Source organism: Candidatus Symbiopectobacterium sp. NZEC127, assembly GCF_025962675.1.
Lineage (GTDB): Bacteria > Pseudomonadota > Gammaproteobacteria > Enterobacterales > Enterobacteriaceae > Symbiopectobacterium.
Window position 1 is genome coordinate 398431 of record NZ_JAGFPG010000001.1, and the last position, 21828, is coordinate 420258.

18 protein-coding genes and 1 other annotated feature are annotated in these 21828 nt (G+C 54.3%); of the genes, 7 read left to right on the forward strand and 11 right to left on the reverse strand.

From position 1 onward, the window contains the following. Positions 1–17: 17 nt before the first annotated feature. Both focA and ycaO read right to left on the reverse strand, forming a co-directional pair. Positions 18–875 carry a formate transporter FocA gene (gene focA / locus J5069_RS01805; protein ID WP_264643695.1) on the reverse strand — a complete coding sequence of 286 codons (858 nt, stop codon included), beginning with the start codon at positions 873–875 and terminating at the stop codon, positions 18–20. Between the two features lie 477 nt (positions 876–1352). Then, complete coding sequence (ycaO, locus tag J5069_RS01810; RefSeq protein WP_264642238.1) at positions 1353–3110, reverse strand: 30S ribosomal protein S12 methylthiotransferase accessory factor YcaO; 1758 nt, start codon at positions 3108–3110, stop codon at positions 1353–1355. A gap of 269 nt (positions 3111–3379) precedes the next feature. Here ycaO and serC point away from each other — a divergent pair, with 269 nt between their 5' ends. The 6 genes from serC to J5069_RS01840 all read left to right on the forward strand — a co-directional run bounded on the left by serC (position 3380) and on the right by J5069_RS01840 (position 10808). After that, on the forward strand, positions 3380–4465 hold the full coding sequence (gene serC, locus J5069_RS01815; protein ID WP_264642239.1) for a 3-phosphoserine/phosphohydroxythreonine transaminase: 1086 nt from the start codon (positions 3380–3382) through the stop codon (positions 4463–4465). Positions 4466–4606: 141 nt separating this feature from the next. Continuing rightward, complete coding sequence (gene aroA / locus J5069_RS01820) at positions 4607–5893, forward strand: 3-phosphoshikimate 1-carboxyvinyltransferase (protein ID WP_264642240.1); 1287 nt, start codon at positions 4607–4609, stop codon at positions 5891–5893. Between the two features lie 185 nt (positions 5894–6078). Beyond that, positions 6079–6768 (forward strand): (d)CMP kinase, encoded by a 690-nt coding sequence (cmk, locus tag J5069_RS01825; protein WP_264642241.1) that lies wholly within the window; start codon positions 6079–6081, stop codon positions 6766–6768. Positions 6769–6891: 123 nt separating this feature from the next. Beyond that, on the forward strand, positions 6892–8565 hold the full coding sequence (rpsA, locus tag J5069_RS01830) for a 30S ribosomal protein S1 (protein WP_264642242.1): 1674 nt from the start codon (positions 6892–6894) through the stop codon (positions 8563–8565). Positions 8566–8665: 100 nt separating this feature from the next. Continuing rightward, complete coding sequence (gene ihfB / locus J5069_RS01835) at positions 8666–8950, forward strand: integration host factor subunit beta (RefSeq protein ID WP_195312909.1); 285 nt, start codon at positions 8666–8668, stop codon at positions 8948–8950. 238 nt (positions 8951–9188) lie between these two features. Continuing rightward, the gene (locus J5069_RS01840; protein WP_264642243.1) at positions 9189–10808 is read left to right on the forward strand and encodes a methyl-accepting chemotaxis protein; all 1620 of its coding nucleotides are present in this window, start codon (positions 9189–9191) and stop codon (positions 10806–10808) included. A 64-nt stretch (positions 10809–10872) separates the two neighbouring features. Here J5069_RS01840 and hisIE read toward each other — a convergent pair whose 3' ends face one another. The 8 genes from hisIE to hisG are packed head-to-tail and all read right to left on the reverse strand — an operon-like array spanning position 10873 to position 17946. Continuing rightward, a complete protein-coding gene (gene hisIE / locus J5069_RS01845) occupies positions 10873–11487 on the reverse strand; it encodes a bifunctional phosphoribosyl-AMP cyclohydrolase/phosphoribosyl-ATP diphosphatase HisIE (RefSeq protein WP_264642244.1) in 615 nt (204 codons plus the stop codon). Further along, positions 11481–12257: an imidazole glycerol phosphate synthase subunit HisF gene (gene hisF / locus J5069_RS01850; protein ID WP_264642245.1), complete on the reverse strand. Its 777-nt coding sequence runs from the start codon at positions 12255–12257 to the stop codon at positions 11481–11483. Before hisF ends, hisIE begins: the two co-directional genes overlap by 7 nt. Then, the gene (hisA, locus tag J5069_RS01855; RefSeq protein ID WP_264642246.1) at positions 12239–12976 is read right to left on the reverse strand and encodes a 1-(5-phosphoribosyl)-5-[(5-phosphoribosylamino)methylideneamino]imidazole-4-carboxamide isomerase; all 738 of its coding nucleotides are present in this window, start codon (positions 12974–12976) and stop codon (positions 12239–12241) included. The genes hisF and hisA overlap by 19 nt, the downstream gene beginning before the upstream one ends. A 5-nt stretch (positions 12977–12981) precedes the next feature. Then, positions 12982–13572, reverse strand: a complete 591-nt coding sequence (hisH, locus tag J5069_RS01860) for an imidazole glycerol phosphate synthase subunit HisH (RefSeq protein ID WP_264642247.1) — start codon at positions 13570–13572, stop codon at positions 12982–12984. Continuing rightward, positions 13572–14639 (reverse strand): bifunctional histidinol-phosphatase/imidazoleglycerol-phosphate dehydratase HisB, encoded by a 1068-nt coding sequence (gene hisB / locus J5069_RS01865; RefSeq protein WP_264642248.1) that lies wholly within the window; start codon positions 14637–14639, stop codon positions 13572–13574. Before hisB ends, hisH begins: the two co-directional genes overlap by 1 nt. A 15-nt stretch (positions 14640–14654) precedes the next feature. Further along, complete coding sequence (gene hisC, locus J5069_RS01870; protein ID WP_264642249.1) at positions 14655–15725, reverse strand: histidinol-phosphate transaminase; 1071 nt, start codon at positions 15723–15725, stop codon at positions 14655–14657. After that, positions 15722–17041, reverse strand: a complete 1320-nt coding sequence (gene hisD / locus J5069_RS01875) for a histidinol dehydrogenase (protein WP_264642250.1) — start codon at positions 17039–17041, stop codon at positions 15722–15724. The genes hisC and hisD overlap by 4 nt, the downstream gene beginning before the upstream one ends. Positions 17042–17046: 5 nt before the next feature. Continuing rightward, positions 17047–17946 carry an ATP phosphoribosyltransferase gene (hisG, locus tag J5069_RS01880; protein ID WP_264642251.1) on the reverse strand — a complete coding sequence of 300 codons (900 nt, stop codon included), beginning with the start codon at positions 17944–17946 and terminating at the stop codon, positions 17047–17049. Between the two features lie 65 nt (positions 17947–18011). Then, positions 18012–18133 (reverse strand) — a sequence feature (His leader region). A gap of 384 nt (positions 18134–18517) precedes the next feature. On the opposite strand from hisG, the gene J5069_RS01885 reads away from it, so the two are divergent. Continuing rightward, positions 18518–19339 carry an SDR family oxidoreductase gene (locus J5069_RS01885; protein WP_264642252.1) on the forward strand — a complete coding sequence of 274 codons (822 nt, stop codon included), beginning with the start codon at positions 18518–18520 and terminating at the stop codon, positions 19337–19339. 46 nt (positions 19340–19385) lie between these two features. Here J5069_RS01885 and J5069_RS01890 read toward each other — a convergent pair whose 3' ends face one another. After that, positions 19386–21317 (reverse strand): methyl-accepting chemotaxis protein, encoded by a 1932-nt coding sequence (locus J5069_RS01890; RefSeq protein ID WP_264642253.1) that lies wholly within the window; start codon positions 21315–21317, stop codon positions 19386–19388. Positions 21318–21828 lie beyond the last annotated feature (511 nt).

The following is a 21828-nucleotide window of genomic DNA, read 5'->3' on the forward strand; positions in this document are numbered from 1 at the left end:
TTGCAGTCGGCGACAGATTAATGTTTGTCGCCACCGCGCAAATAAATAACCCAATACGTTAACCCTACCAGAAAACCGCCGCCGACGATGTTGCCCAGCGTGACAGGAATCAGGTTGTCCACGATAAAGTTGTGGAGGGTAAGGTGCTCAAATTGGGACGGCGCTTTGCCGATGGCTTCCCAAAATTCAGGCGCCGCGAAATTCTTGATAACGATCCCCATGGGGATCATAAACATATTAGCAATACTGTGCTCAAAGCCGCTGGCAACGAACATGCCGACCGGCAGGATCATCGCGAACATTTTATCGGTCAGCGTCCGGCCTGAGTAGCTCATCCATACCGCCAGACACACCAGCAAGTTGGCCAGGACCCCGAGGCAAAACGCTTCGACAAAAGTATGTTCCACTTTGTGTTCTGCGGTTTGCAGTACGTTCAAGCCCCATGCGCCGTTGGCGACCATGTGCTCACCGGCAAACCAGATCAGGGCGACAAAAAACAGTGCGCCGAACAGGTTGCCCACATAGACGTTACACCAGTTGCAGGCCAGCTGTTTCCAGGTGATACGGCCACTTGCCTTGGCAATTACTGTTAATACCGTTGAGGTAAACAGGTCAGCGCCGCAGACAACAACCAGCATCAGGCCGAGCGAGAAGCAGATCCCACCAATCAGTTTAGTCACGCCGTAAGGCATGGACGCGGCACCGGTTGTGGCTGTGATATAAAAAACGAAGGCGATTGAAATAAAGACACCAGCAGTAATCGCCAAAAAAAACGTGGTCAGGGGTTGTTTCGTAGCTTTATAGACACCAGCATCTTCAGCGACTTTCGCCATGGCTGCCGGTAGTAAAAGTGTAAAGGGGTTGTCAGCTTTCACACTAACGTTCTCCAAGATTTATCCGCGAGGGAATACTAACAAAGCAGTATAAAGCAAAATTTGACTTGGATCATATCCTGAAAATTTAGCAGGGTTAAACCCTTGGGGTAAGTGCACTAAATCACAGTCAACTAATTGAAATATATAGTAAAAAAATATTTTAAAAATTATCAAAAGAGTTGAACGTAGGGGGTAGAATACCGTGAAAAAGAGTTAAATGAAATGCGTTTTTGTATCATTTCGGTGTTCAGGGTTGCTGCAAATTAATTAAAAACTCACCATTTAATAACAATAAGTACATTATTCTTCATTTTTTGCGAAATGCCGGATTATTCAGATTGCGTAGCGATAAGATAATGCGATGATGAAATCTTCCGTACTGCGGGAAAATTGATCGAAAAAAGGCAGGTATTGCGTCAGAGCTTGAGAAGGGTGAAGGCTCCCCGGCGCTAACCGGGGAGGATGGGCGATACGGCATTAGCCCCAGAAACGACGCTTCGCGGCTTGCAGTTTCTCGTACGCTGCCAGCAGCGATTGGTGCGCGGGCAAGGTGGCGAAGGTGTCATCGACGTCAAACAGTCCGTAGAAGCTCTGCTCACCGGCAATAGCCGCACTCGCTGCTTCGAGGGTGTCGCTGCCGTACATTTTCACAAACGCATCGTAATACTGCGATGGCTCACGCGCCTCGTCCAATGCCAGCGTCAACAGCGTCTGCAAACAGCGGTAGTAGTTGCTACGCACTGGACTAAAGACCGAGCCATTAAAGTCCTGCGTCCATTCCGCCCAGATTAATGCCTGTTCCAGATCGCCGCCTGCCAGTGCCAACATGGATTTTAATTCGCCGATGCGCAGCGTCAGCCAGCCGTTATCCTTGCCGGTTGCCAGCCCCAGCAATTCACGCACGCGGGTGAAGTCATCAAACCCTTCGTCATCCAACTGGGCGATCAGATCGAGATACGCCTGCTTTTCCCACTGACTGCCGGGCAGGGAGAGGATGGTCTCGCGTAAATGCACACCCATATTGTTGTTTGCCAACAGCAAATCGTCTGCCGGATAAATGTCGGACATCCCCGGTACGATAATGCGGCAAGCATACACGGACAGGTGCTCATAATCGGCGATGTACACCTCTTTATGCTCTTTGTGGAAAATCGCCATCAAGGTAGCAAATTCCTGCTCGGTGCTACCTTTGAAGCTCCAGTCAACAAAGGGATAATCCGCGTCGGTTTTAAACAAGTCCCAGGAGATCAAACCGCTGGAATCGATAAAGTGGGTTTCCAGATTGGCATGATCTGCCACATCGTCATTGTCGAAACTCGGCGGGGTAAACACGTCGAGATCTTTCAACCCGCGTCCTTGCAGCAGTTCGGTAACGGTACGCTCCAGCGCGACGCCGAAATCAGGGTGCGCGCCGAAAGAGGCGAAACAGGTGCCGTTGCTGGGGTTAAACAGCACCACGCAGATCACCGGATAGTTGCCACCCAGCGACGCGTCATAGGCGAGGATCGGGAACCCTTCTTGTTCCAGCGTGGCGATGGCTTCCACCACGCCGGGGTAGCGTTGTAACACGCTGTCCGGAATGGTCGGCAAGCTGATGGCTTCAGCAATAATGCGGTTCTTGATGTGGCGTTCGAACACCTCAGACAACCCCTGGACACGCGCTTCATTGGCGGTGTTGCCAGCGGACATCCCGTTGGAGACGTAGAGGTTGCCGATGATATTCATCGGAATATAGACGGTGGTGTCATCGGATTGCCGGGTAAACGGCAGGGCGCAGATGCCGCGTTCGTCGTTGCCGGATTGCAGATCGACCAGCATGCTGGCGCTCAATTCGTTGTCAGGATCGTAAAATGCGCGCAGGTGAGCATCCAGAATCCCTTCCGGCACGCTGTCATCGTCCGGCAGCGGGAACCACTGCTCGTTCGGGTAGTGTACGAAATCACCGTTAGCGATTGATTTACCCAGATAGAAGTCGGCAAAGAAGTAGTTGGTGGAAAGACGCTCGAAATATTCACCCAAGGCTGAGGCCAAGGCGGCTTTCTTGCTGGCGCCTTTACCGTTGGTAAAGCACAGCGGGCACTCTTTGTCGCGAATATGCACGGACCAGACGTTAGGCACCGGGTTCAGCCAGGAGGCTTCTTCGATGTTGAACCCCAGGTCACGGAGTTGCTGTTGAAAACGGGCGATGGAGTCTTCCAGGGCGGCGTCTTTGCCTGGGATGAACGTTTGGCTCATGATTGTCACTTTTCTCTTTTGTGGGACGTGCATCATACGGACTTTTCACGGACAACTCCACGCCGTCACCGTGCGGGTTTTATACGTGAAAGCGTAATAAGGATTGCAGCGGGAAGGAGCCAGTGATAAAAACAAATGATGACGGTTGCCGCAAAAAACCATGATGGCTGCTGCAAATAGCCAATGTGGTTGTTGCAAAAAACCATAATAATCGCTGTAAAACAGACAAAACGTTAAAAATAGTCGTACTAAATACGTGGTGAGGGGAAATGACACAAGTTTTCAATTTTAGCGCCGGTCCAGCCATGCTGCCGGTTGAAGTGCTGCGTCGTGCCGAACAAGAGTTGTGTAACTGGCGTGGACTGGGAACCTCCGTAATGGAAATCAGCCACCGCAGTAAAGAATTTATGCAGGTGGCGGCGGAAGCCGAACAGGATCTGCGCGATCTGTTAAAGATCCCCTCCAACTACAAAGTGCTGTTTTGCCAAGGCGGCGCGCGCGCGCAGTTTGCCGCCGTGCCGCTTAACCTGCTGGGCGACAGCACGAAAGCTGACTATATCGACGGCGGCTATTGGGCGCACAGTGCGATTAACGAAGCGGAAAAATACTGCAAACCGAACGTTATCGACGTGAAAACCCGCATTGACGGCCTGCGCGCCGCTAAACCGATGCGTGAATGGGCGCTGTCTGACGATGCGGCCTTTGTGCACTACTGCCCGAATGAAACCATTGATGGTCTGGCGATCGAAGAAACGCCTGACTTTGGCGACAAAATTGTGGTCGCTGACTTCTCCTCCAGCATCCTTTCCTGCCCGATCGATGTCAGCCGTTTCGGTGTGATTTATGCCGGTGCGCAGAAAAACATTGGCCCTGCGGGCTTGACGTTGGTGATTGTACGCGAGGATCTGCTGGGTAAATCCCGCAGCGTGCTGCCGTCGGTACTGGATTACAAAATCCTGGCGGACAACGACTCCATGTACAACACCCCGCCGACCTTTGCCTGGTATCTCTCTGGCATGGTGTTCAAATGGCTGAAAGAGTACGGCGGGTTGGTGGAGATGGAAAAACGCAATCGTGAGAAAGCGGATCATCTTTATGGCGCTATCGACAGCAGCGATTTTTACCGCAACGACGTGCTGGCTGCCAACCGCTCACGCATGAACGTGCCGTTCCTGCTCGGTGACGACGCGCTGGACAAACTGTTCCTGGAAGAATCTAAAGCGGCTGGGCTGCATGCGCTGAAAGGCCACCGCGTGGTGGGCGGGATGCGTGCGTCGCTGTACAACGCGATGCCGCTGGAAGGTGTGCAGGCGCTGACCGCTTTTATGGCGGATTTTGAACGTCGCCACGGTTAATACCGCTGCGAGTGACGTTGCGGTTTGACCGCGGCGTTGCAGGCCGTACCGTTGCCGCTGCGCGTTAAGCGGCAACCTGTTTCCAGTAAACCCCGGTTTGCGCCGGGGTTTGTTATGTTGATGACCGGAGTTAAGAGTTACATGCAGGAATCCCTTACCCTACAGCCTATTTCCCTGATTGACGGTGTGATTAACCTTCCCGGTTCGAAAAGCGTCTCTAACCGTGCTTTGTTGCTGGCCGCATTGGCAACGGGAACGACGCGTTTGAAAAATCTGCTCGATAGCGATGACGTTCGCCATATGCTCGACGCGTTGCAACTGCTAGGCGTGCAATATCAGCTTTCGCCCAGCCGCACCGAGTGCGACGTCACCGGTATTGGTGGGCCGTTCACCGCGTCGCAACCGTTAGAGCTGTTTCTCGGTAATGCGGGCACGGCGATGCGTCCGCTGGCCGCCGCGCTGTGCTTGACCCAGGGCGATATTGTCTTGACCGGCGAACCGCGTATGAAAGAGCGCCCGATCGGCCATCTGGTGGATGCGCTGCGCCAAGGCGGCGCGACCATCGACTACCTTGAGCAGACTGACTATCCGCCATTGCGCCTGCACGGCGGCTTCCAGGGCGGTGAGATCGCCGTGGATGGTAGCGTCTCCAGCCAGTTCCTGACCGCGTTGCTGATGACAGCGCCGTTGGCGAGCAAAGACACCCGCATCAGCATCAAAGGCGATCTGGTATCCAAACCCTATATCGATATCACGCTGCGCATGATGAAAGATTTCGGCGTCGACGTGCACAACGAGAATTACCAGCACTTCAGCGTGCAGGGCAACCAGCAATACCGTGCGCCGGGTGAGTATCTGGTGGAGGGCGATGCCTCCTCAGCGTCCTATTTCCTCGCCGCCGCTGCCATCAAAGGCGGAACCGTGCGTGTCACCGGCGTGGGGCGCAACAGCGTGCAGGGCGATATCCGTTTTGCCGATGTGCTGGAAAAAATGGGTGCGATTATCCGCTGGGGTGATGACTATATCGAGTGTCAGCGCGCTGAACTGCATGCTATCGATATGGACATGAATCACATTCCCGATGCGGCGATGACCATTGCCACCGCGGCGCTGTTTGCCGAGGGCGGTACCACGACGCTGCGCAATATTTATAACTGGCGGGTAAAAGAGACCGACCGCCTTGCCGCCATGGCGACAGAGTTGCGCAAAGTCGGTGCGACGGTGGAAGAGGGTAATGACTATATTCGCATTACGCCTGCCCCGCAGTTACGTTTTGCCGAGATCGGTACTTACAACGATCACCGTATGGCGATGTGTTTCTCGCTGGTGGCATTATCCGATACGCCAGTGACCATTCTCGATCCCAAATGCACGGCAAAAACCTTTCCGGACTATTTTCAACAGCTGGCACGCCTGAGCCACGGTTAATCACTGGGCGGGGGTTGCACTTTTCCTGTAGGGCGGGCATTAGCCCGCCCTATGTTTGCAAGGCATCTTCTGAAATTTTATCTTTCTCCGGGTGTTAGGTTAACGGTTTTGCTCGTTGGCGCGTATAATGAGGCACCGTAAGTCGTAACAGACCTCACGGTTGACCCGAGTAATAGGAGAAAGAGATGGCGGTAACGGCACCGGTAATAACGGTTGATGGGCCGAGTGGCGCAGGCAAGGGAACGCTGTGCAAGGCGTTGGCAGAAACATTGCAGTGGAATTTGTTGGACTCGGGCGCGATTTATCGCGTGCTCGCCTTGGCTGCCTTGCATCATCAGGTTGATATCGGTTCGGAAGAAGCGTTAGTGCCGCTGGCGTCGCACCTTGATGTGCGTTTCGTTGCTGAAGACGGGCAACTGAAAGTGATTCTGGAAGGCGAAGACGTCAGTAATGAAATTCGTAATGAAACGGTCGGGAATACCGCCTCGCAGGCGGCCGCTTTCCCGCGTGTGAGAGAAGCGTTGTTGCGCCGTCAGCGCGCGTTTCGAGAAGCGCCGGGGCTGGTGGCGGATGGCCGCGATATGGGCACGGTGGTGTTCCCCGATGCGCCCGTGAAGATTTTTTTGGATGCCAGCGCGGAAGAACGTGCACAACGACGCATGCTACAGTTGCAGGAAAAAGGCTTTAATGTTAACTTTGAACGTCTTTTGTCCGAGATAAAAGAACGGGATGCGCGCGACCGGAATCGTTCGGTAGCGCCGTTAGTCCCTGCCGCAGATGCGCTGGTGTTGGATTCGACCGATATGTCTATTGATGACGTTATTGCGAAATCGCTCTCTTATGCGCGCGAAATCCTTGCTCAATCACAGGGTTGATTGAGGCGCGGTATAGTATTGTTTTTTTAACCTTGTTGTAAGGATAACAGCAGGGCATGTGAAACAACCCCATCAAGCAGGATGCCAGATGGACGTTAAATTGAAACCCTTAAGATTAACAACATGACTGAATCTTTTGCTCAACTCTTTGAAGAATCGCTGAAAGAAATCGAAACTCGTCCGGGTTCCATCGTTCGCGGCGTTGTCGTTGCTATTGATAAAGATGTCGTACTGGTTGACGCCGGTCTGAAATCTGAATCTGCCATTCCGGTAGAGCAATTCAAAAACGCACAAGGCGAACTCGAAATCCAGGTGGGTGACGAAATTGACGTTGCCCTGGACGCGGTAGAAGACGGTTTCGGCGAGACCCTGCTGTCTCGTGAGAAAGCGAAACGCCACGAAGCCTGGCTGATGCTGGAAAAAGCCTACGAAGAAGCTGCGACCGTTACCGGTGTTATCAACGGTAAAGTGAAAGGCGGCTTCACGGTTGAACTGAACGGCATCCGTGCGTTCCTGCCGGGTTCTCTGGTTGACGTTCGCCCGGTTCGCGATACGCTGCACCTGGAAGGCAAAGAGCTTGAGTTTAAAGTGATCAAGCTGGATCAGAAACGCAACAACGTTGTCGTTTCCCGCCGTGCCGTTATCGAATCCGAGAACAGCGCTGAGCGCGATCAACTGCTGGAAAACCTGCAAGAAGGCATGGAAGTTAAAGGTATCGTTAAGAACCTCACTGACTACGGTGCATTCGTTGACCTGGGTGGCGTTGATGGTCTGCTGCATATCACTGATATGGCGTGGAAACGCGTTAAGCATCCGAGCGAAATCGTCAATGTTGGCGACGAGATCACTGTAAAAGTGCTGAAGTTCGACCGCGAACGTACTCGTGTGTCCCTAGGCCTGAAACAGCTGGGCGAGGATCCGTGGGTTGCTATCGCTAAGCGCTACCCGGAAAACACCCGTCTGACCGGTCGTGTGACCAACCTGACTGATTACGGCTGCTTCGTAGAAATCGAAGAAGGCGTCGAAGGTCTGGTACACGTATCCGAAATGGATTGGACCAACAAAAACATCCATCCGTCCAAAGTGGTTAACGTGGGCGACGTGGTTGAAGTTATGGTTCTGGATATCGACGAAGAACGTCGTCGTATCTCCCTGGGCCTGAAACAATGCAAATCCAACCCGTGGCAGCTGTTCGCTGAAACCCACAACAAGGGTGACCGCGTAGAAGGTAAGATCAAGTCTATCACTGACTTCGGTATCTTCATCGGTCTGGATGGCGGTATCGATGGTCTGGTACACCTGTCTGACATCTCTTGGAACGTGGCTGGCGAAGAAGCCGTTCGCGAATACAAGAAAGGTGACGAAATCGCTGCTGTTGTTCTGCAAGTTGACGCAGAGCGCGAGCGTATCTCCCTGGGCGTTAAACAACTGGCTGAAGACCCGTTCAATAACTATCTGTCACTGAACAAAAAAGGTGCGATCGTTACGGGTAAAGTCACTGCTGTTGACGCAAAAGGTGCTACAGTTGAATTAGCCGATGGCGTTGAAGGTTACCTGCGCGCTTCTGAAGCCTCTCGTGACCGTGTAGAAGATGCTACGCTGGTTCTGAACGTAGGCGACGAAGTTGAAGCTAAATACACCGGTGTTGATCGTAAAAACCGTGTTGTAAGCCTGTCTGTACGTGCGAAAGACGAAGCGGATGAGAAAGACGCTATCGCTACCGTAAATAACAAGCAGGAAGAAGGTAATTTCTCCAGCGCAATGGCTGAAGCATTCAAAGCAGCTAAAGGCGAGTAATAGGGTGGGGTGAGTCGGCCATGCGGCTGACTCATTCTGTTACGGTAGTAAGTCAATCGTGGCTATCCAATATTGATATAACCACGCACTTGGAGGAATTATGACCAAGTCTGAACTGATCGAAAGACTTGCTGGACAGCAATCTCATATCCCGGCCAAGGTGGTTGAGGATGCAGTGAAAGAGATGCTCGAGCAGATGGCGGCAACGCTGGCTGATGGTGATCGCATTGAGATCCGAGGGTTCGGCAGTTTTTCACTTCACTACCGTGCACCACGCGTTGGGCGCAATCCGAAAACCGGTGAAAAGGTGGAGCTGGAAGGTAAATACGTTCCCCATTTCAAACCGGGTAAAGAACTGCGCGATCGTGCAAATATTTATGGCTGATACGCCGAGATAATCTGCACGGAACACCGTGGTATTACTTGCAATAGACTGTAATGTCTAGCTTTTCTGAAAGGCACCTGTTAAAGGGTGCCTTTTTTATTGCCGCTAAACCCAACTATCTTGCAATCGTTGTCAATATTGCGAGGTTTCCGCCAAAAGCGCAAAGCACTGATAAACCCGTCCGTTATGCCAACCGATAACCTTATTAAGTCTATGGTTTACTTTGTAAGGGAATATCATGTTGAAAAATATATCGATTCGTACAGGGTTATTAGCATTGCTCGGGGTGATGGCCGCACTGCTGCTACTGGTCAGCGCCACGGGGATCATTGCCATCAATAAAAGTTACGATGCGCTGGTGGTACTTAATCGCATTCAGGGCGTGGAACTGGGCAATCTGGCGAGCAGTAACACCAATATGCAGCGTGTGCGTGTAGCGGCTTCTTTTGCGATTCGCGCGTTGGAAACGCAGCAGTGGGATGAGGCCATGGCGGCGGCGGGCCGTTCTGGGCAATATGCCATTGCCGCAAAAGCCGATTTAGACCGCTTTTTTACTGCAACCAAGGGCACCGGGCAGGGAGAGATACTGGCTCAGGATATCGCTCAAGCTTATAAAAACTATTACGAAAATGGCATCTTACCGATGCTGGATGCGTTAACAAGCCGCGAGGTAGAGCGCTATTACCAGTATCAGGTTACCCAGCTCAAGCAACTCGGGACCGTATTTGATAAAGCCAACAAAACCTATTTCGACTATGCCCAACAGGCTGGCGTTAATCAGCTTACGCAGGCTTCAGAAGGTCGGGTGCGTATGCTGTGGCTTATCGGCGCGTGCTGCGCCGCTGTGGTGGTGCTGATTGTGATCTCATGGTTAATGCTGCGCGCGCTGCTGCTTAAACCGCTCAGCAGTGCCATCAACCATTTGGAATTTGTCGCGGCAGGGGATTTAACCCAAACGTTACCCGCGTCAGCGAAGAATGAACTGGGTCGATTAAACAGCGCGTTGCACGATATGCAACAGTCGTTATCAGACTCCGTGGTGCGAGTGCGAGAGGCCAGCGAGCAGATAGACGTAGGTAGCCGTGAACTGGCGCAAGGTAATGAAGATTTATCACGCCGCACCGAGGAGTCTGCTGCCTCGTTGCAGGAAACGGCGGCCAGCATGGAGCAATTGACGGCTACGGTGCGCAATAACGCAGACAATGCGCGTCAAGGGCATGCGTTAGCGGAAGATGTGGCGCAAACCGCGCAGCAGGGTAATAAGGTGGTGCAGGAAGTGATGGCGAAGATGCAGGAAATTGCCACCAGCGCCAACAGCATTGGCAACATTCTCGGTGTGATTGATGGTATTGCGTTCCAAACCAACATACTGGCGTTGAACGCCGCCGTGGAAGCCGCGCGTGCGGGTGAACAAGGGCGCGGTTTTGCTGTGGTCGCCAACGAAGTGAGGACGCTGGCGCAGCGCAGCGCGCAAGCGTCGAAAGAGATTCATGCGCTGATCGTGGATTCCAACACGCGCGTCAGCGAAGGCTCTAACCTGACGGCACAGGCCAGTGAAACCATGTCTGCCATTTCTACGCAGATTATTAACGTCAATGCGTTAATGAAGGAAATCTCGCAGGCATCCCAGGAGCAGAGCCACGGCATCGATCAGGTCAATATTGCGGTCACTCAGATGGAAGTGGTTGCGCAGCAAAATGCATCGCTGGTCGAGGAGGCGACGATGGCAACCCGCTCGCTGGAGGATCAGTCAAGACAACTGATTTTGGCGATGGATACCTTTAAAGTGAGGCGCGCGCAATCGTTGCCGGGGACGGCATTGTCGTCATCGGCGCTGCTGACGCACGCGCCGCTGTAGGTTGCTGTTGATGAGCTACAGGGAAATTCCGGGCCAGGCCGGAATTTCCCTGACAGTGATACCGCTATTTGCTATGACGTGCTTTCAGGCGGCCGATAATGGTTGCCAGATCCAGCTCTTGATCCTGCAACAACACCAGCAGGTGATACATCAAATCTGCGGCTTCGTTAGTCAGCTCTTCGGTATCGTGTACGGTGGCGGCCAGTGCCGTCTCCAACCCTTCTTCACCGACTTTCTGCGCAATGCGTTTGGTGCCGCTGGCATACAGTTTTGCGGTATAAGAGCTGGCCGGATCCGCCTGTTTGCGGCTCGCTAACAATTGCTCAAGCTGATGCAAAAACAACCACTCGTGCTGTGCCGGGGCGAAACAGCTGCTGGTGCCTTGGTGGCAGGTTGGACCGATGGGGTTCGCCAGCACCAGCAGGCTGTCATTGTCACAGTCCGGCGTGATGCTTACCACGTTAAGGAAGTGGCCGGAGGATTCTCCCTTGGTCCACAGTCGCTGTTTGGTGCGCGAATAGAAGGTGACCTTGCCGCTCTGCTCGGTGGTGTCCAGCGCCGCCTGATTCATGTAACCCAGCATCAACACTTCGCCGGATACCGCATGTTGCACAATGGCGGGGATCATCCCGTCGGTTTTTTCCCAGTCGAGTTGGGCTTTCTGTTGTTGGCTTAACACGCTCTGATCTCCACACCTTGTTGCTTAAGGTATTGCTTTAACTCGCCAATATTGATGATTTGCTTATGGAATACGGAAGCGGCCAGCGCACCGTCTACCTGAGCCTGCTCAAAGGCTTGCAAAAAATGTTCAGGCGTACCGGCACCGCCGGAGGCGATCAATGGAACATGGCAGCGTTCACGCACCAATTTTAGCTGTTCCAGATCGTAACCGTTACGCACGCCATCCTGATTCATCATGTTCAGCACAATTTCACCGGCACCGCGCTGTTGCACTTCCTGCACCCAATCCAGTGTTTGCCACTGGGTAACACGGGTGCGGCTTTCATCACCGGTGTACTGATTCACATGATAACGCCCGGTAGCGCTGTCGAACCAGGTATCGATCCCGACCACGATGCATTGTACGCCATAACGATCGGCAAGGCGGGTGATAAGGATAGGATCGGCCAGCGCCGGGGAGTTAATCGAAATTTTATCGGCACCGAACGAGAGGATTTGTCCGGCATCTTCGACGCTTTTAATGCCACCGGCCACGCAGAAAGGGATATCAATCACCTCTGCTACGCGGGATACCCAGCTTTTGTCGACCACGCGCCCGTCAGACGACGCGGTGATATCGTAAAACACCAGTTCGTCAGCGCCTTCCTGAGCATAGCGCTGTGCTAACGGAACGATATCGCCGATGATTTCGTGGTTGCGAAACTGCACCCCTTTTACCACCTGACCGTCACGCACGTCGAGACAGGGAATTATCCGTTTTGCCAGCATGTGATAGCCTCCGTTACGTTGAATTTTCCTTCCAGCAGCGCACGGCCTACGATCACGCCTTGCACGCCGCTGCCGCGCAGATTGGCAATATCCTGCAACCCGCCAATCCCGCCGGAGGCCTGAAAGGCCACCTGAGGATAACGTTGACATACCGCGCGATAGAGTTCGACGTTGGAACCGCTCAGCGTGCCATCACGGGAGATATCGGTACACAGCACGTGCTTGAGGCCGACCGGCAAATACTGCTCAATAACGCTTTCCAGCGTGGCACCTGAGTTTTCTTGCCAACCGCTGACCGCGACCTGTTTTACGCCCTGTGCATCGATGCGCACATCCAGCGCCAGTACCAGCGCATCTGCGCCGTAACGGCTGAACCATTGTTGCACCAGCTCAGGCTGTTTTACTGCGGTGGAGCCGATCACCACGCGGCTTGCGCCTGCTTCCAGCAACGCAACGACATCCTGTTCGGAACGAATGCCGCCACCGACTTGTACCGGTACGCTGACACCGGCCAGCAGGGTTTTTAACAGCGGAATTTGTCGCGCGGACGGATCTTTCGCGCCGGTCAAATCCACCAGATGCAGCACCTCTGCCCCCTGTTGCTGATAGGTCTGCAAACGGGGGAGGGGATCGCTGCCATACTGGCGTTGCTGACCGTAGTCACCCTGATGAAGACGAACCACCTGTCCGTCGATAAGATCGAGTGCGGGGATAATCATGCTGATTACATCTCCAGAAAGTTTTTCAGCAACTGAGCGCCTGCGGCCCCAGAGCGTTCTGGGTGAAATTGCACGCCGTAGAAGTTGTCCTTCTGTACCGCGGCAGTAAAGGCCTCACCGTACTCTGCTTGTGCGATGGTGTTGGCACATACCGGCATGGCATAGCCGTGCACAAAGTAGAAGTAGGCACCGTCATCAATGCCCTGGAACAGACGGTGCCCGGCCTGCGGCGTGACCTGGTTCCAGCCCATGTGCGGTAGCGGCAGGCCGCGGTCTTGCATTTTTTTTACCGCAGCCGGAATGATATTCAACGTATCAATCCCGCCATTCTCGTCGCTGGCCGAGCCGAGCAGTTGCATGCCGAGGCAGATACCGAGCACCGGCTGGGTGCAGGCTTTGATCAGCGGGATCAGGTCACGGGCGGTAAGCTGGTCCATGGCGGCCTGCGCGGTGCCGACGCCGGGCAGAAACAGTTTGTCGGCGCGCAGCACCACCTCGGGGTCGCGGCTCACCACCGGGTCATAGCCCAGGCGGCGCACCGCGTAGGTGACGGAAGCGAGATTGGCGCAGCCGGTATCGAGGATCACCACGTTCATCACAGCACCCCTTTCGAGCTGGGCAGGGTATCACCCTCGACACGAATGGCCTGGCGCAGCGTGCGGCCAAACACTTTGAACAGGCTTTCTACGCGGTGGTGATCGTTACGGCCTTTGGTTCTCAAGTGCAGGGTGCATCCCATGGCATAGGAGAGTGAGCGGAAGAAGTGCTCGACCATTTCCGTGCTTAAATCGCCTACGCGCTGGTAGTTAAATTCGGCTTTATATTCCAAATGTGGACGCCCGGAAATATCCAGCGCGCAGCGTGCCAGACACTCATCCATCGGCAGCACAAAACCAAAGCGACCGATACCGCGCTTGTCGCCCAGCGCCTTGTTAAGCGCTTCGCCCAACGCCAGACCGGTGTCTTCAACCGTGTGGTGATCGTCGATGTAAAGATCGCCTTTCACATCGATGTTCATACGGAAACCACCGTGGGTGGCGATCTGGTCGAGCATGTGGTCGAAGAAACCGACGCCAGTGTGGATCTTGCTGCCACCTTCCTGATCCAGCCACACTTCCACATTAATGGAGGTTTCCCGCGTTACGCGATTGACCAGCGCATGACGGTTACGTTGGGTGAGCTTGTCGGTGATGGTCTGCCAGTCCAGGCCATCACGCTGATAGCGTAATCCGGCGATCCCCATGTTTTGCGCCAGTTGCACGTCCGTTTCGCGATCGCCAATCACGTAACTATTGGCACTGTCCATCGGGTTCTGTTGCAAAAAGGCATCCACCAGAGCGGTTTTGGGTTTGCGACACGCGCAGTTATCCGCCGGCAGATGCGGACAAATCAGCACCTCGTCAAACTGAATGCCCTGTGAGGTAAGAATCTGCATCATCAACTGGTGCGGCGGATCGAACGTCTCCTGCGGGAAACTGGGCGTACCGAGCCCGTCTTGATTGGTGATCATCACCAGCTTGAAACCGGCTTTCTGCAAGCTCAGCAGGGAAGGGATGACGGCAGGCTCCAGCGCCAGTTTATCCAACCGGTCAACCTGGAAGTCTTGCGGCGGCTCGGCAATCAGCGTGCCGTCGCGGTCAATAAAAAGATATTTCTGTCCCATGTCTGCTCCTGGTGATTACTCGTTAATGCCGGATAAGGCGCGCAGTGCGGCAACCACCTGCTGGCATTCGCCACGGCTGCCGACAGTGATGCGCAGGCATCCGGAAAGGCTGGGCTGTTTGTTCTGATCGCGTAAAATAATGCCCTGATCCCACAGCGTTTTGAAGACATTACTGGCGGCGGCGAAACGTACCAGAACATAGTTGCTGGCGCTGTCGAACACCTGCTCCACACAAGGCAGAGGCGCTAATGCCGCCATCAGCCAGGCGCGGTTTTCCGCAATCTCGGCGACGCGTTCGCGCATGGTATCGATCCCGGCGTCATCGAGCGCTTGCGCGGCGATATCCGCCACCGGCGTTGAAAGCGGGTAAGGCGCGATGACCTTCAGCAACAGCGCGATCACGGGTTCATTTGCCAACGTAAAACCGCAACGTAACCCTGCCAGCGCAAACGCTTTGGAAAGGGTACGCAGCACCACCAGATGCGGATAGTCAGCCAGCCAGCCTGCGACCGTGGAGTTGGGGTTGAATTCGATATAGGCTTCATCCACTACCACCAGCGCTTTGCCTGCGGCCAGTGCCAACAGCTTACGCAGATCGTCTGCGTCAAGGACGTTACCGGTCGGGTTGTTGGGGCTGCACACGTAAATCAGTTTTACGTTGTTGAGATTGTCTGCAATAGCGGGCAGGTCTAACTGCCAATCTGCTGTGCTGGGCACCGTGCGGCGTTCCACGCCCAGGGTTTCCGCGCTGACGCCATACATGCCGTAGGTGGGAGGGCAATAAAGCACGGCATCTTGTCCCGGTTCGCAAAAGGCACGGATCAGCAGTTCGATCCCTTCATCTGCGCCGCGACTGACCAGCACCTGTTCCGGTTTGACGCCGGCATAGGCAGCATAGCGCTCAATGACTACAGGCGGCTGACATTCGGGATAACGGTTCAGCGTTTGTGCGGTGAGCTGAAATTCCGGTGCCTGAAAATATTCGTTGGCATTGAGCCACACATCACCTTTACCGCCCAGACGGCGCGCCGATTGATACGGCGTAAGCGTGCGCACATTGGCACGGGCCAGTTGTTCAATGCTCATTGGGACTCCTTCTCTTTCAGGGCAGCGACGCGCAGTGTGACGGCATTCTTGTGGGCAATCAGTTGCTCCGCCTGTGCCAACACCTCAATGGTGGGAGCCAGGCGCAGAAAACCTTGCGGCGTTAACTGTTGAACGGTCATCCGTTTCTGGAAATCCGCCAGTCCCAGACTGGAGTGAGTGGCGGTATAACCATAGGTTGGCAGCACGTGGTTGGTGCCAGAGGCGTAATCCCCTGCGGATTCCGGTGACCAGTCACCGAGGAACACAGAGCCTGCACTGGTGATTTGTGCAACCAGCGCTTCGGGTTCGCGGGTTTGAATGATCAAGTGCTCCGGGCCGTACTGATTACTGATGTCGATGCACTGCGCCAAATCGCGCGCCACGATGACTCGGCTGCTGTCCAGTGCCTGACGCGCGATCTCTGCGCGCGGCAACTGGGCTAGCTGCTGCTGTACCGCTTGCGCCACGGCGCGGGCCAGTGCGGCATCAGGCGTGACCAGAATCACCTGGGAGTCCGGGCCGTGTTCCGCCTGCGATAACAGATCGGAAGCCACAAACGCCGGGGTGGCGCCGCTGTCGGCGATCACCAGCACTTCAGAAGGCCCCGCAGGCATATCGATGGCCGCACCGTCCAGACGCTGACTGACCTGACGCTTGGCTTCGGTCACATACGCATTGCCCGGGCCAAAAATCTTGGCAACGCGGGGGACGCTCTCGGTGCCGAATGCCATGGCGGCGATAGCTTGTGCACCGCCCAATTGAAACACTTCCTGCACGCCACACAGTTGGGCGGCATACAGAATTTCATCGGCAATCGGCGGTGGTGAACAGAGAATTACGCGACGGCACTCGGCGATGCGCGCTGGCGTTGCCAGCATCAGCACCGTGGAGAACAGCGGTGCGGAACCACCGGGAATATACAGGCCCACGCTGTCGATAGGGCGCGTTACCTGCTGGCAGCGCACGCCCGGCTGCGTTTCCACATCAACGGGCGGCAAACGCTGTGCGTTGTGGAAGGTCTCGATATTGCCGACGGCGACTGCCATCGCCTGTTTGATGTCGTTGCCCAGTCGCGCGGCAGCGGCAGAAATTTGCTCCGGCGTAACGCGAATCGCCTCTACGTCAACCTTGTCAAACTGGGCACTGAAAGCGCGCAGTGCGCTGTCGCCCTCGACTTTTACCCGATCGAGAATCTCGTTCACGCTGCGGGTGATGCGGTCGGAAGCCGAAATGGCCGGACGGGTCAGTAACTGCTGGCGCTCTGGTTCGGCGCACTGTTCCCACTCAATAAGCGTATCGAAATTGCGGCTGGTCATGGCGGTTACTCCATCATCTTCTCGATAGGCAGCACCAGAATGGAACTGGCACCCAGGGTCTTGAGTCGTTCCATGGTTTCCCAGAACAGGGTTTCGCTACTGACCATGTGCATGGCAACGCGGCTTTGATCGCCCGCCAGCGGCAGGATAGTCGGGCGCTCTGCGCCGGGCAGCAAGGCAATCACTTCATCAAGACGTTCACTAGGGGCGTGCAGCATGATGTATTTCGATTCGCGCGCCTGAATGACGCCTTGCATACGGGTCAACAGCTTGTCAATCAACTGCTGTTTCTCGGCGGGCATCTCGCCGTCACGTTGAATCAGGCAGGCCTTGGAGCGGTAGATAACGTCCACTTCGCGCAGACCGTTTGCTTCCAGCGTGGCACCGGTAGACACCAGATCGCAAATGGCATCGGCCAACCCGGCGCGCGGCGCGACTTCCACTGAACCGTTTAACAGGCAGGATTTAAAATTGATCCCTTGTTTATCGAAGTATTTTTTCAGCAGGTGTGGGTAAGAGGTGGCAATACGTTTGCTATCAAGGCACTGAGGGCCGGTGTATTCTTCATCCAGCGGCATGGCCAGTGACAGGCGGCACGCGCCAAAATCTAGGCGACGCAGCATAAAATAACGTGGGTCTTCCCCTTGCGCCCGGCGGTTGAGCAACTCTTCTTCCAGCACGTTTTCGCCAATGATGCCCAGATCGACCACGCCGTCCATCACCAGACCGGGGATATCGTCATCGCGCACCCGCAGGATATCGATAGGCATATTTTCTGCAAACGCGATCAAACGCTGCTGCTGCAAGTTAATTTTAATACCGCAACGCGCCAGCAACTCCCGGGAGTCATCGCTCAGTCTGCCTGATTTTTGCATTGCAATGCGTAAACGTGTTTTATCCAGCATGGAAACCTCTTTTACCTGTCAAAATGGATGCGCTGCTGACCACCACTTTTGTTTATCATCGGGCCATAAAAAAACCCTCGGAAGATGATCTTCCGAGGGCTCTCTTTAGGTTCTGCGCCACTGGAAGATCCGAATGTCTTCCAGCACCAACTGCCTGAAAGACTAATCAGGATGATGGTGATGATGGTGGTTTGACAGAACGCGTAACATAAAAAATTCTCTTAAATAAAGGGCACTAATTGCATTGCCAATAAACCTAAACCATCTCACTGTCGTTGTGCAACCTTTTTTTGTTGCGCGCGCTTTCGCTCCGTTTATTTCTGGAAAATGCACAAGCGGATTTTGTAACTGTAATGATAAATAGTCACATTATCGTCGGTGGGTTATGGATTAAATAGGATAATCTGCCAGCGAAGGGCGCGGGTTAGAACGAAGCTAGGGTTTTACGCAACGTTGCATTTTTTGGGGTCGCACGGTGGGCAGATGAAGCGAAAAAGGCGTCTTGTCGGATACGAGGCGGCGATTCGAGAGTAGAATAGAAAGTAACCTCAGACAGCCGGGAGTGATGTCGATGAAAAAGGTGTCAATCGTAGGATTAGGGTGGCTAGGCATGCCGTTAGCGTTGGCGCTCAATGCGCGTGGCTACCGGGTAACGGGGACGAAAACCACGGCTGACGGTGTGGAAGCGGCGCGCATGAGTGGGATTGCCTGCTATGCGCTGCATTTAACGCCGGAACTGGTGTGTGATGCTGACGATCTCGACAGCGTGCTGAATGTCGATGCATTAGTGATTACGCTCCCTGCCAGCCGAACGGCACAGGGGGGAGAGAATTACCTGCTGGCCGTGCAACAATTGGTGAATAGCGCGCTGGCGCACGGCGTTCCGCGCATCTTGTTCACCAGTTCGACCTCGGTATATGGCAAAGGCGCAGGAACGATGCGTGAGTCCTCTGCGTTGCATCCAGAGACGTCAGCAGGATATGTGTTGGTACAGTTAGAGCAATGGTTGCACGCCTTGCCTAATACCTCGGTGGATATTCTACGACTGGCCGGACTGGTGGGACCCAATCGACATCCTGGGCGATTTTTATCAGGAAAAACCGATCTCCCCGATGGGGACGTCGGCGTCAATCTGGTGCATCGCGATGACGTGATTGCCGCGATTGAATTGCTGTTACAACTGCCCGCAGGCGGTCATCGCTATAATCTCTGCGCGCCACAGCACCCTACTAAGCGAGCGTTTTACACCGAACAGGCGCATCGTCTCGGCGTTGTGGCACCACATTTCAACGCCGAGAGTGAGCCGGGCGGGCGAATCATTGACGGGCAGCGTATCTGTCGTGAGCTGGGCTTTGAGTACCAATACCCCGATCCCATGACCATGCCCTGGTAAGTGATCCTGATTGCCGCAGTGTTTGCCTGCGGCAATCAAGTCAGCGTCAAAAGTGCGTCCAATCCTGCTCATGGCCCGCAACCGGCGCTTTTGCTGGTAGAGCCTGGGTTGCCGGACGCGCCAGCCGCGACGGTGGTGTCGTTTCCGAATCGCCAAGCCGGAAGGTTGCCATCAGTTGGGTTAACACGATCGCTTGTTCTTCCAGCGTGTTAGCGCTGGAGGAAGAGGCGCTAACCAGTGTGGCATTTTGCTGTGTGGTGCTGTCCAGTTCGGTAATGGCGCGTGAGATTTGCTCAATGCCTCGGCTCTGCTCCTCCGAGGCTGACGAAATCTCTTCCATAATATCGTTTACCCGAGCGACCGAGTTGACGATGCTTTCCATGGATTGCCCGGCCTCAGCCACCAGTTTACTGCCCACGCCGGTGCGCTCCACGGATTCGTTGATTAACGCGGCAATGTCCTTGGCTGCCTGAGAGCTGCGCTGCGACAGGGCGCGCACTTCACCCGCTACCACGGCAAAACCGCGCCCTTGCTCACCGGCGCGTGCCGCTTCGACAGCCGCGTTAAGCGCCAGAATATTGGTCTGGAACGCGATGCCGTTAATCACCGTGGTGATATCGGCAATCCTCCTGGCACTGGCAGCAATATCATCCATGGTAGTAACGACGTTACGCACCACCTCTCCGCCTTTCTGTGCATTTTGCGCGGCTTCGGACGCTATTTGGCTGGCATGCCGCGCGTTATCGGTGTTGTTTTTGACCGTCGAGGTCAGTTGTTCCATGCTGGCGGCGGTTTCGACCACGGCGGCCGATTGTTGTTCGGTACGCGAGGCCAGATCGCTATTGCCTGCGGCAATCTCTGCCGCAGAGGATGACACCCGGCCAACGCTGTCGCGCACCTCAGCAATGACGTGGTGTAACCGGTTGTTCATTTGCGCCATGGCTGCCGTGAGTCTGCCCAGCTCATCATTGCTGTCGGACTGGATGGTGGCGGTCAAATCACCGCTGGCGATTCGTTCCGCCAGCGCCAGGTTGCGTTGCACCGGGCGTGAAATCTGGCGCACGATATAAAAGGTGATCAACATACCGATCAACACCGCGATGGCACCTATCACCAGCGTGATAGTGGCAGAGCCGTAGGCCAGTCGGTCGTTTTGGTCTTTTATCGAGGCAATCAGCGATTTAATCACCGCGCTGCTTTTGTCTCCCCCCACTTTTACCGCGTTTTCTGTTTTCTTCAACGTGGCCATTGCGCTGTGATGCTCCTGATGCAGCGCGACGTAGCGTTGCGTATAACGCCACAGCTCATCAAGCAGTCCCTGTGTCTCTGCGGGAAGCGTCGGCAGCACCGCCTGATAGGCCTGCTGTGCGGTTTGATAACGGGCATCCAGTGCCTTTGCCGCATCGTCGGTGTCGCTTTGATACAGCACGCTGGCTACCTGCTTGAGCGCCGCGCTCAGGTAGGCAATATCATCCGCCCGTTGATACTCTGACAGCCCCAAAGGCTGTGCGGCAATGCCGTCGCGAAAACGCTGAATGGCGTCCTGTCCATTTAGCTCGGTGATCTGTTTTTTTAACGCCACGGTATTCTGAGAGGCCTGGGACATCTCTTTGATGGCCTGTTGGAAATCGGCCAGGATACGGTCCAGCGTTTGCAGGTCATTCTGCTCTTCAGGGCGCCAGGGCAGCGAATGCGCACTTTGCGTGAGCTCGGCGGCATGTTTGATGAAATTGCTCAGCACGTTCTGGGTGGCATCATCTGGCGTATAGAAATACTTGAGTCGATTGATTTTTGCCTGAAAGACTTCAATGTTGATGTTGTAAATCAGGTTGGTTTTTTCATAGATGACGCGAATGTCATGAAAGCGCATGGCGCTAAGTGAAGAAGCCAACACCACTAACAGCAATACCACGCCGAAGCCTAAATAGAGCTTGTGCGAAATTTTAATGTTTTTCACTGCGTTGTTGAATAACCCCATGGAGATGCCCCTTGCGTGACGCTGTTGATTGGCCAATGCCGCAGGCCTTTTATTGTCATTTTTTATGTTATCGGTGGCGGCGGGGCACGAATTTAGCGTGTCGCCTGAGCAGGTGATGAATCTGTGATAAGGATTGATATTTCCAGCGGGGTGCCCATAGGTTGCTGGGCAAATGCACAGTTATCAACGTACTGACAGAGTGAAGGCGGATAGCCGTACTTTACCATCGACAGCATCTTCCGTTGGCAGGGGTAGTGTATTCTCGATGAACGCATTGATAAGCCGGTGACAATAATCGCGGCACACTACTGTAATCGTTAATAAAATAAAGCGTAATTTGTCGCTATTTATATCTGCGTTTTTTGATAGAAAATAACCAGAATTAATATAGTGTTTACGTGTCGCGCAGGGCCACTAATTTTATTTTCCTCTCATATTGCCAAAGAAGATCTGGAAACACTGAGCGGCGATTATTCGATCGTCGACAGACTATTATCCGTCACGTTCCACT

What these genes read in the sequence shown, in the direction of transcription:
- ycaO (WP_264642238.1), bottom strand. Translation starts at nt 3,110, where the DNA reads ATGAGCCAAACGTTCATCCCAGGCAAAGACGCCGCCCTGGAAGACTCC.
- serC (WP_264642239.1), top strand. Translation starts at nt 3,380, where the DNA reads ATGACACAAGTTTTCAATTTTAGCGCCGGTCCAGCCATGCTGCCGGTT.
- aroA (WP_264642240.1), top strand. Translation starts at nt 4,607, where the DNA reads ATGCAGGAATCCCTTACCCTACAGCCTATTTCCCTGATTGACGGTGTG.
- cmk (WP_264642241.1), top strand. Translation starts at nt 6,079, where the DNA reads ATGGCGGTAACGGCACCGGTAATAACGGTTGATGGGCCGAGTGGCGCA.
- rpsA (WP_264642242.1), top strand. Translation starts at nt 6,892, where the DNA reads ATGACTGAATCTTTTGCTCAACTCTTTGAAGAATCGCTGAAAGAAATC.
- ihfB (WP_195312909.1), top strand. Translation starts at nt 8,666, where the DNA reads ATGACCAAGTCTGAACTGATCGAAAGACTTGCTGGACAGCAATCTCAT.
- J5069_RS01840 (WP_264642243.1), top strand. Translation starts at nt 9,189, where the DNA reads ATGTTGAAAAATATATCGATTCGTACAGGGTTATTAGCATTGCTCGGG.
- hisF (WP_264642245.1), bottom strand. Translation starts at nt 12,257, where the DNA reads ATGCTGGCAAAACGGATAATTCCCTGTCTCGACGTGCGTGACGGTCAG.
- hisA (WP_264642246.1), bottom strand. Translation starts at nt 12,976, where the DNA reads ATGATTATCCCCGCACTCGATCTTATCGACGGACAGGTGGTTCGTCTT.
- hisH (WP_264642247.1), bottom strand. Translation starts at nt 13,572, where the DNA reads ATGAACGTGGTGATCCTCGATACCGGCTGCGCCAATCTCGCTTCCGTC.
- hisB (WP_264642248.1), bottom strand. Translation starts at nt 14,639, where the DNA reads ATGGGACAGAAATATCTTTTTATTGACCGCGACGGCACGCTGATTGCC.
- hisC (WP_264642249.1), bottom strand. Translation starts at nt 15,725, where the DNA reads ATGAGCATTGAACAACTGGCCCGTGCCAATGTGCGCACGCTTACGCCG.
- hisD (WP_264642250.1), bottom strand. Translation starts at nt 17,041, where the DNA reads ATGACCAGCCGCAATTTCGATACGCTTATTGAGTGGGAACAGTGCGCC.
- hisG (WP_264642251.1), bottom strand. Translation starts at nt 17,946, where the DNA reads ATGCTGGATAAAACACGTTTACGCATTGCAATGCAAAAATCAGGCAGA.
- J5069_RS01885 (WP_264642252.1), top strand. Translation starts at nt 18,518, where the DNA reads ATGAAAAAGGTGTCAATCGTAGGATTAGGGTGGCTAGGCATGCCGTTA.
- J5069_RS01890 (WP_264642253.1), bottom strand. Translation starts at nt 21,317, where the DNA reads ATGGGGTTATTCAACAACGCAGTGAAAAACATTAAAATTTCGCACAAG.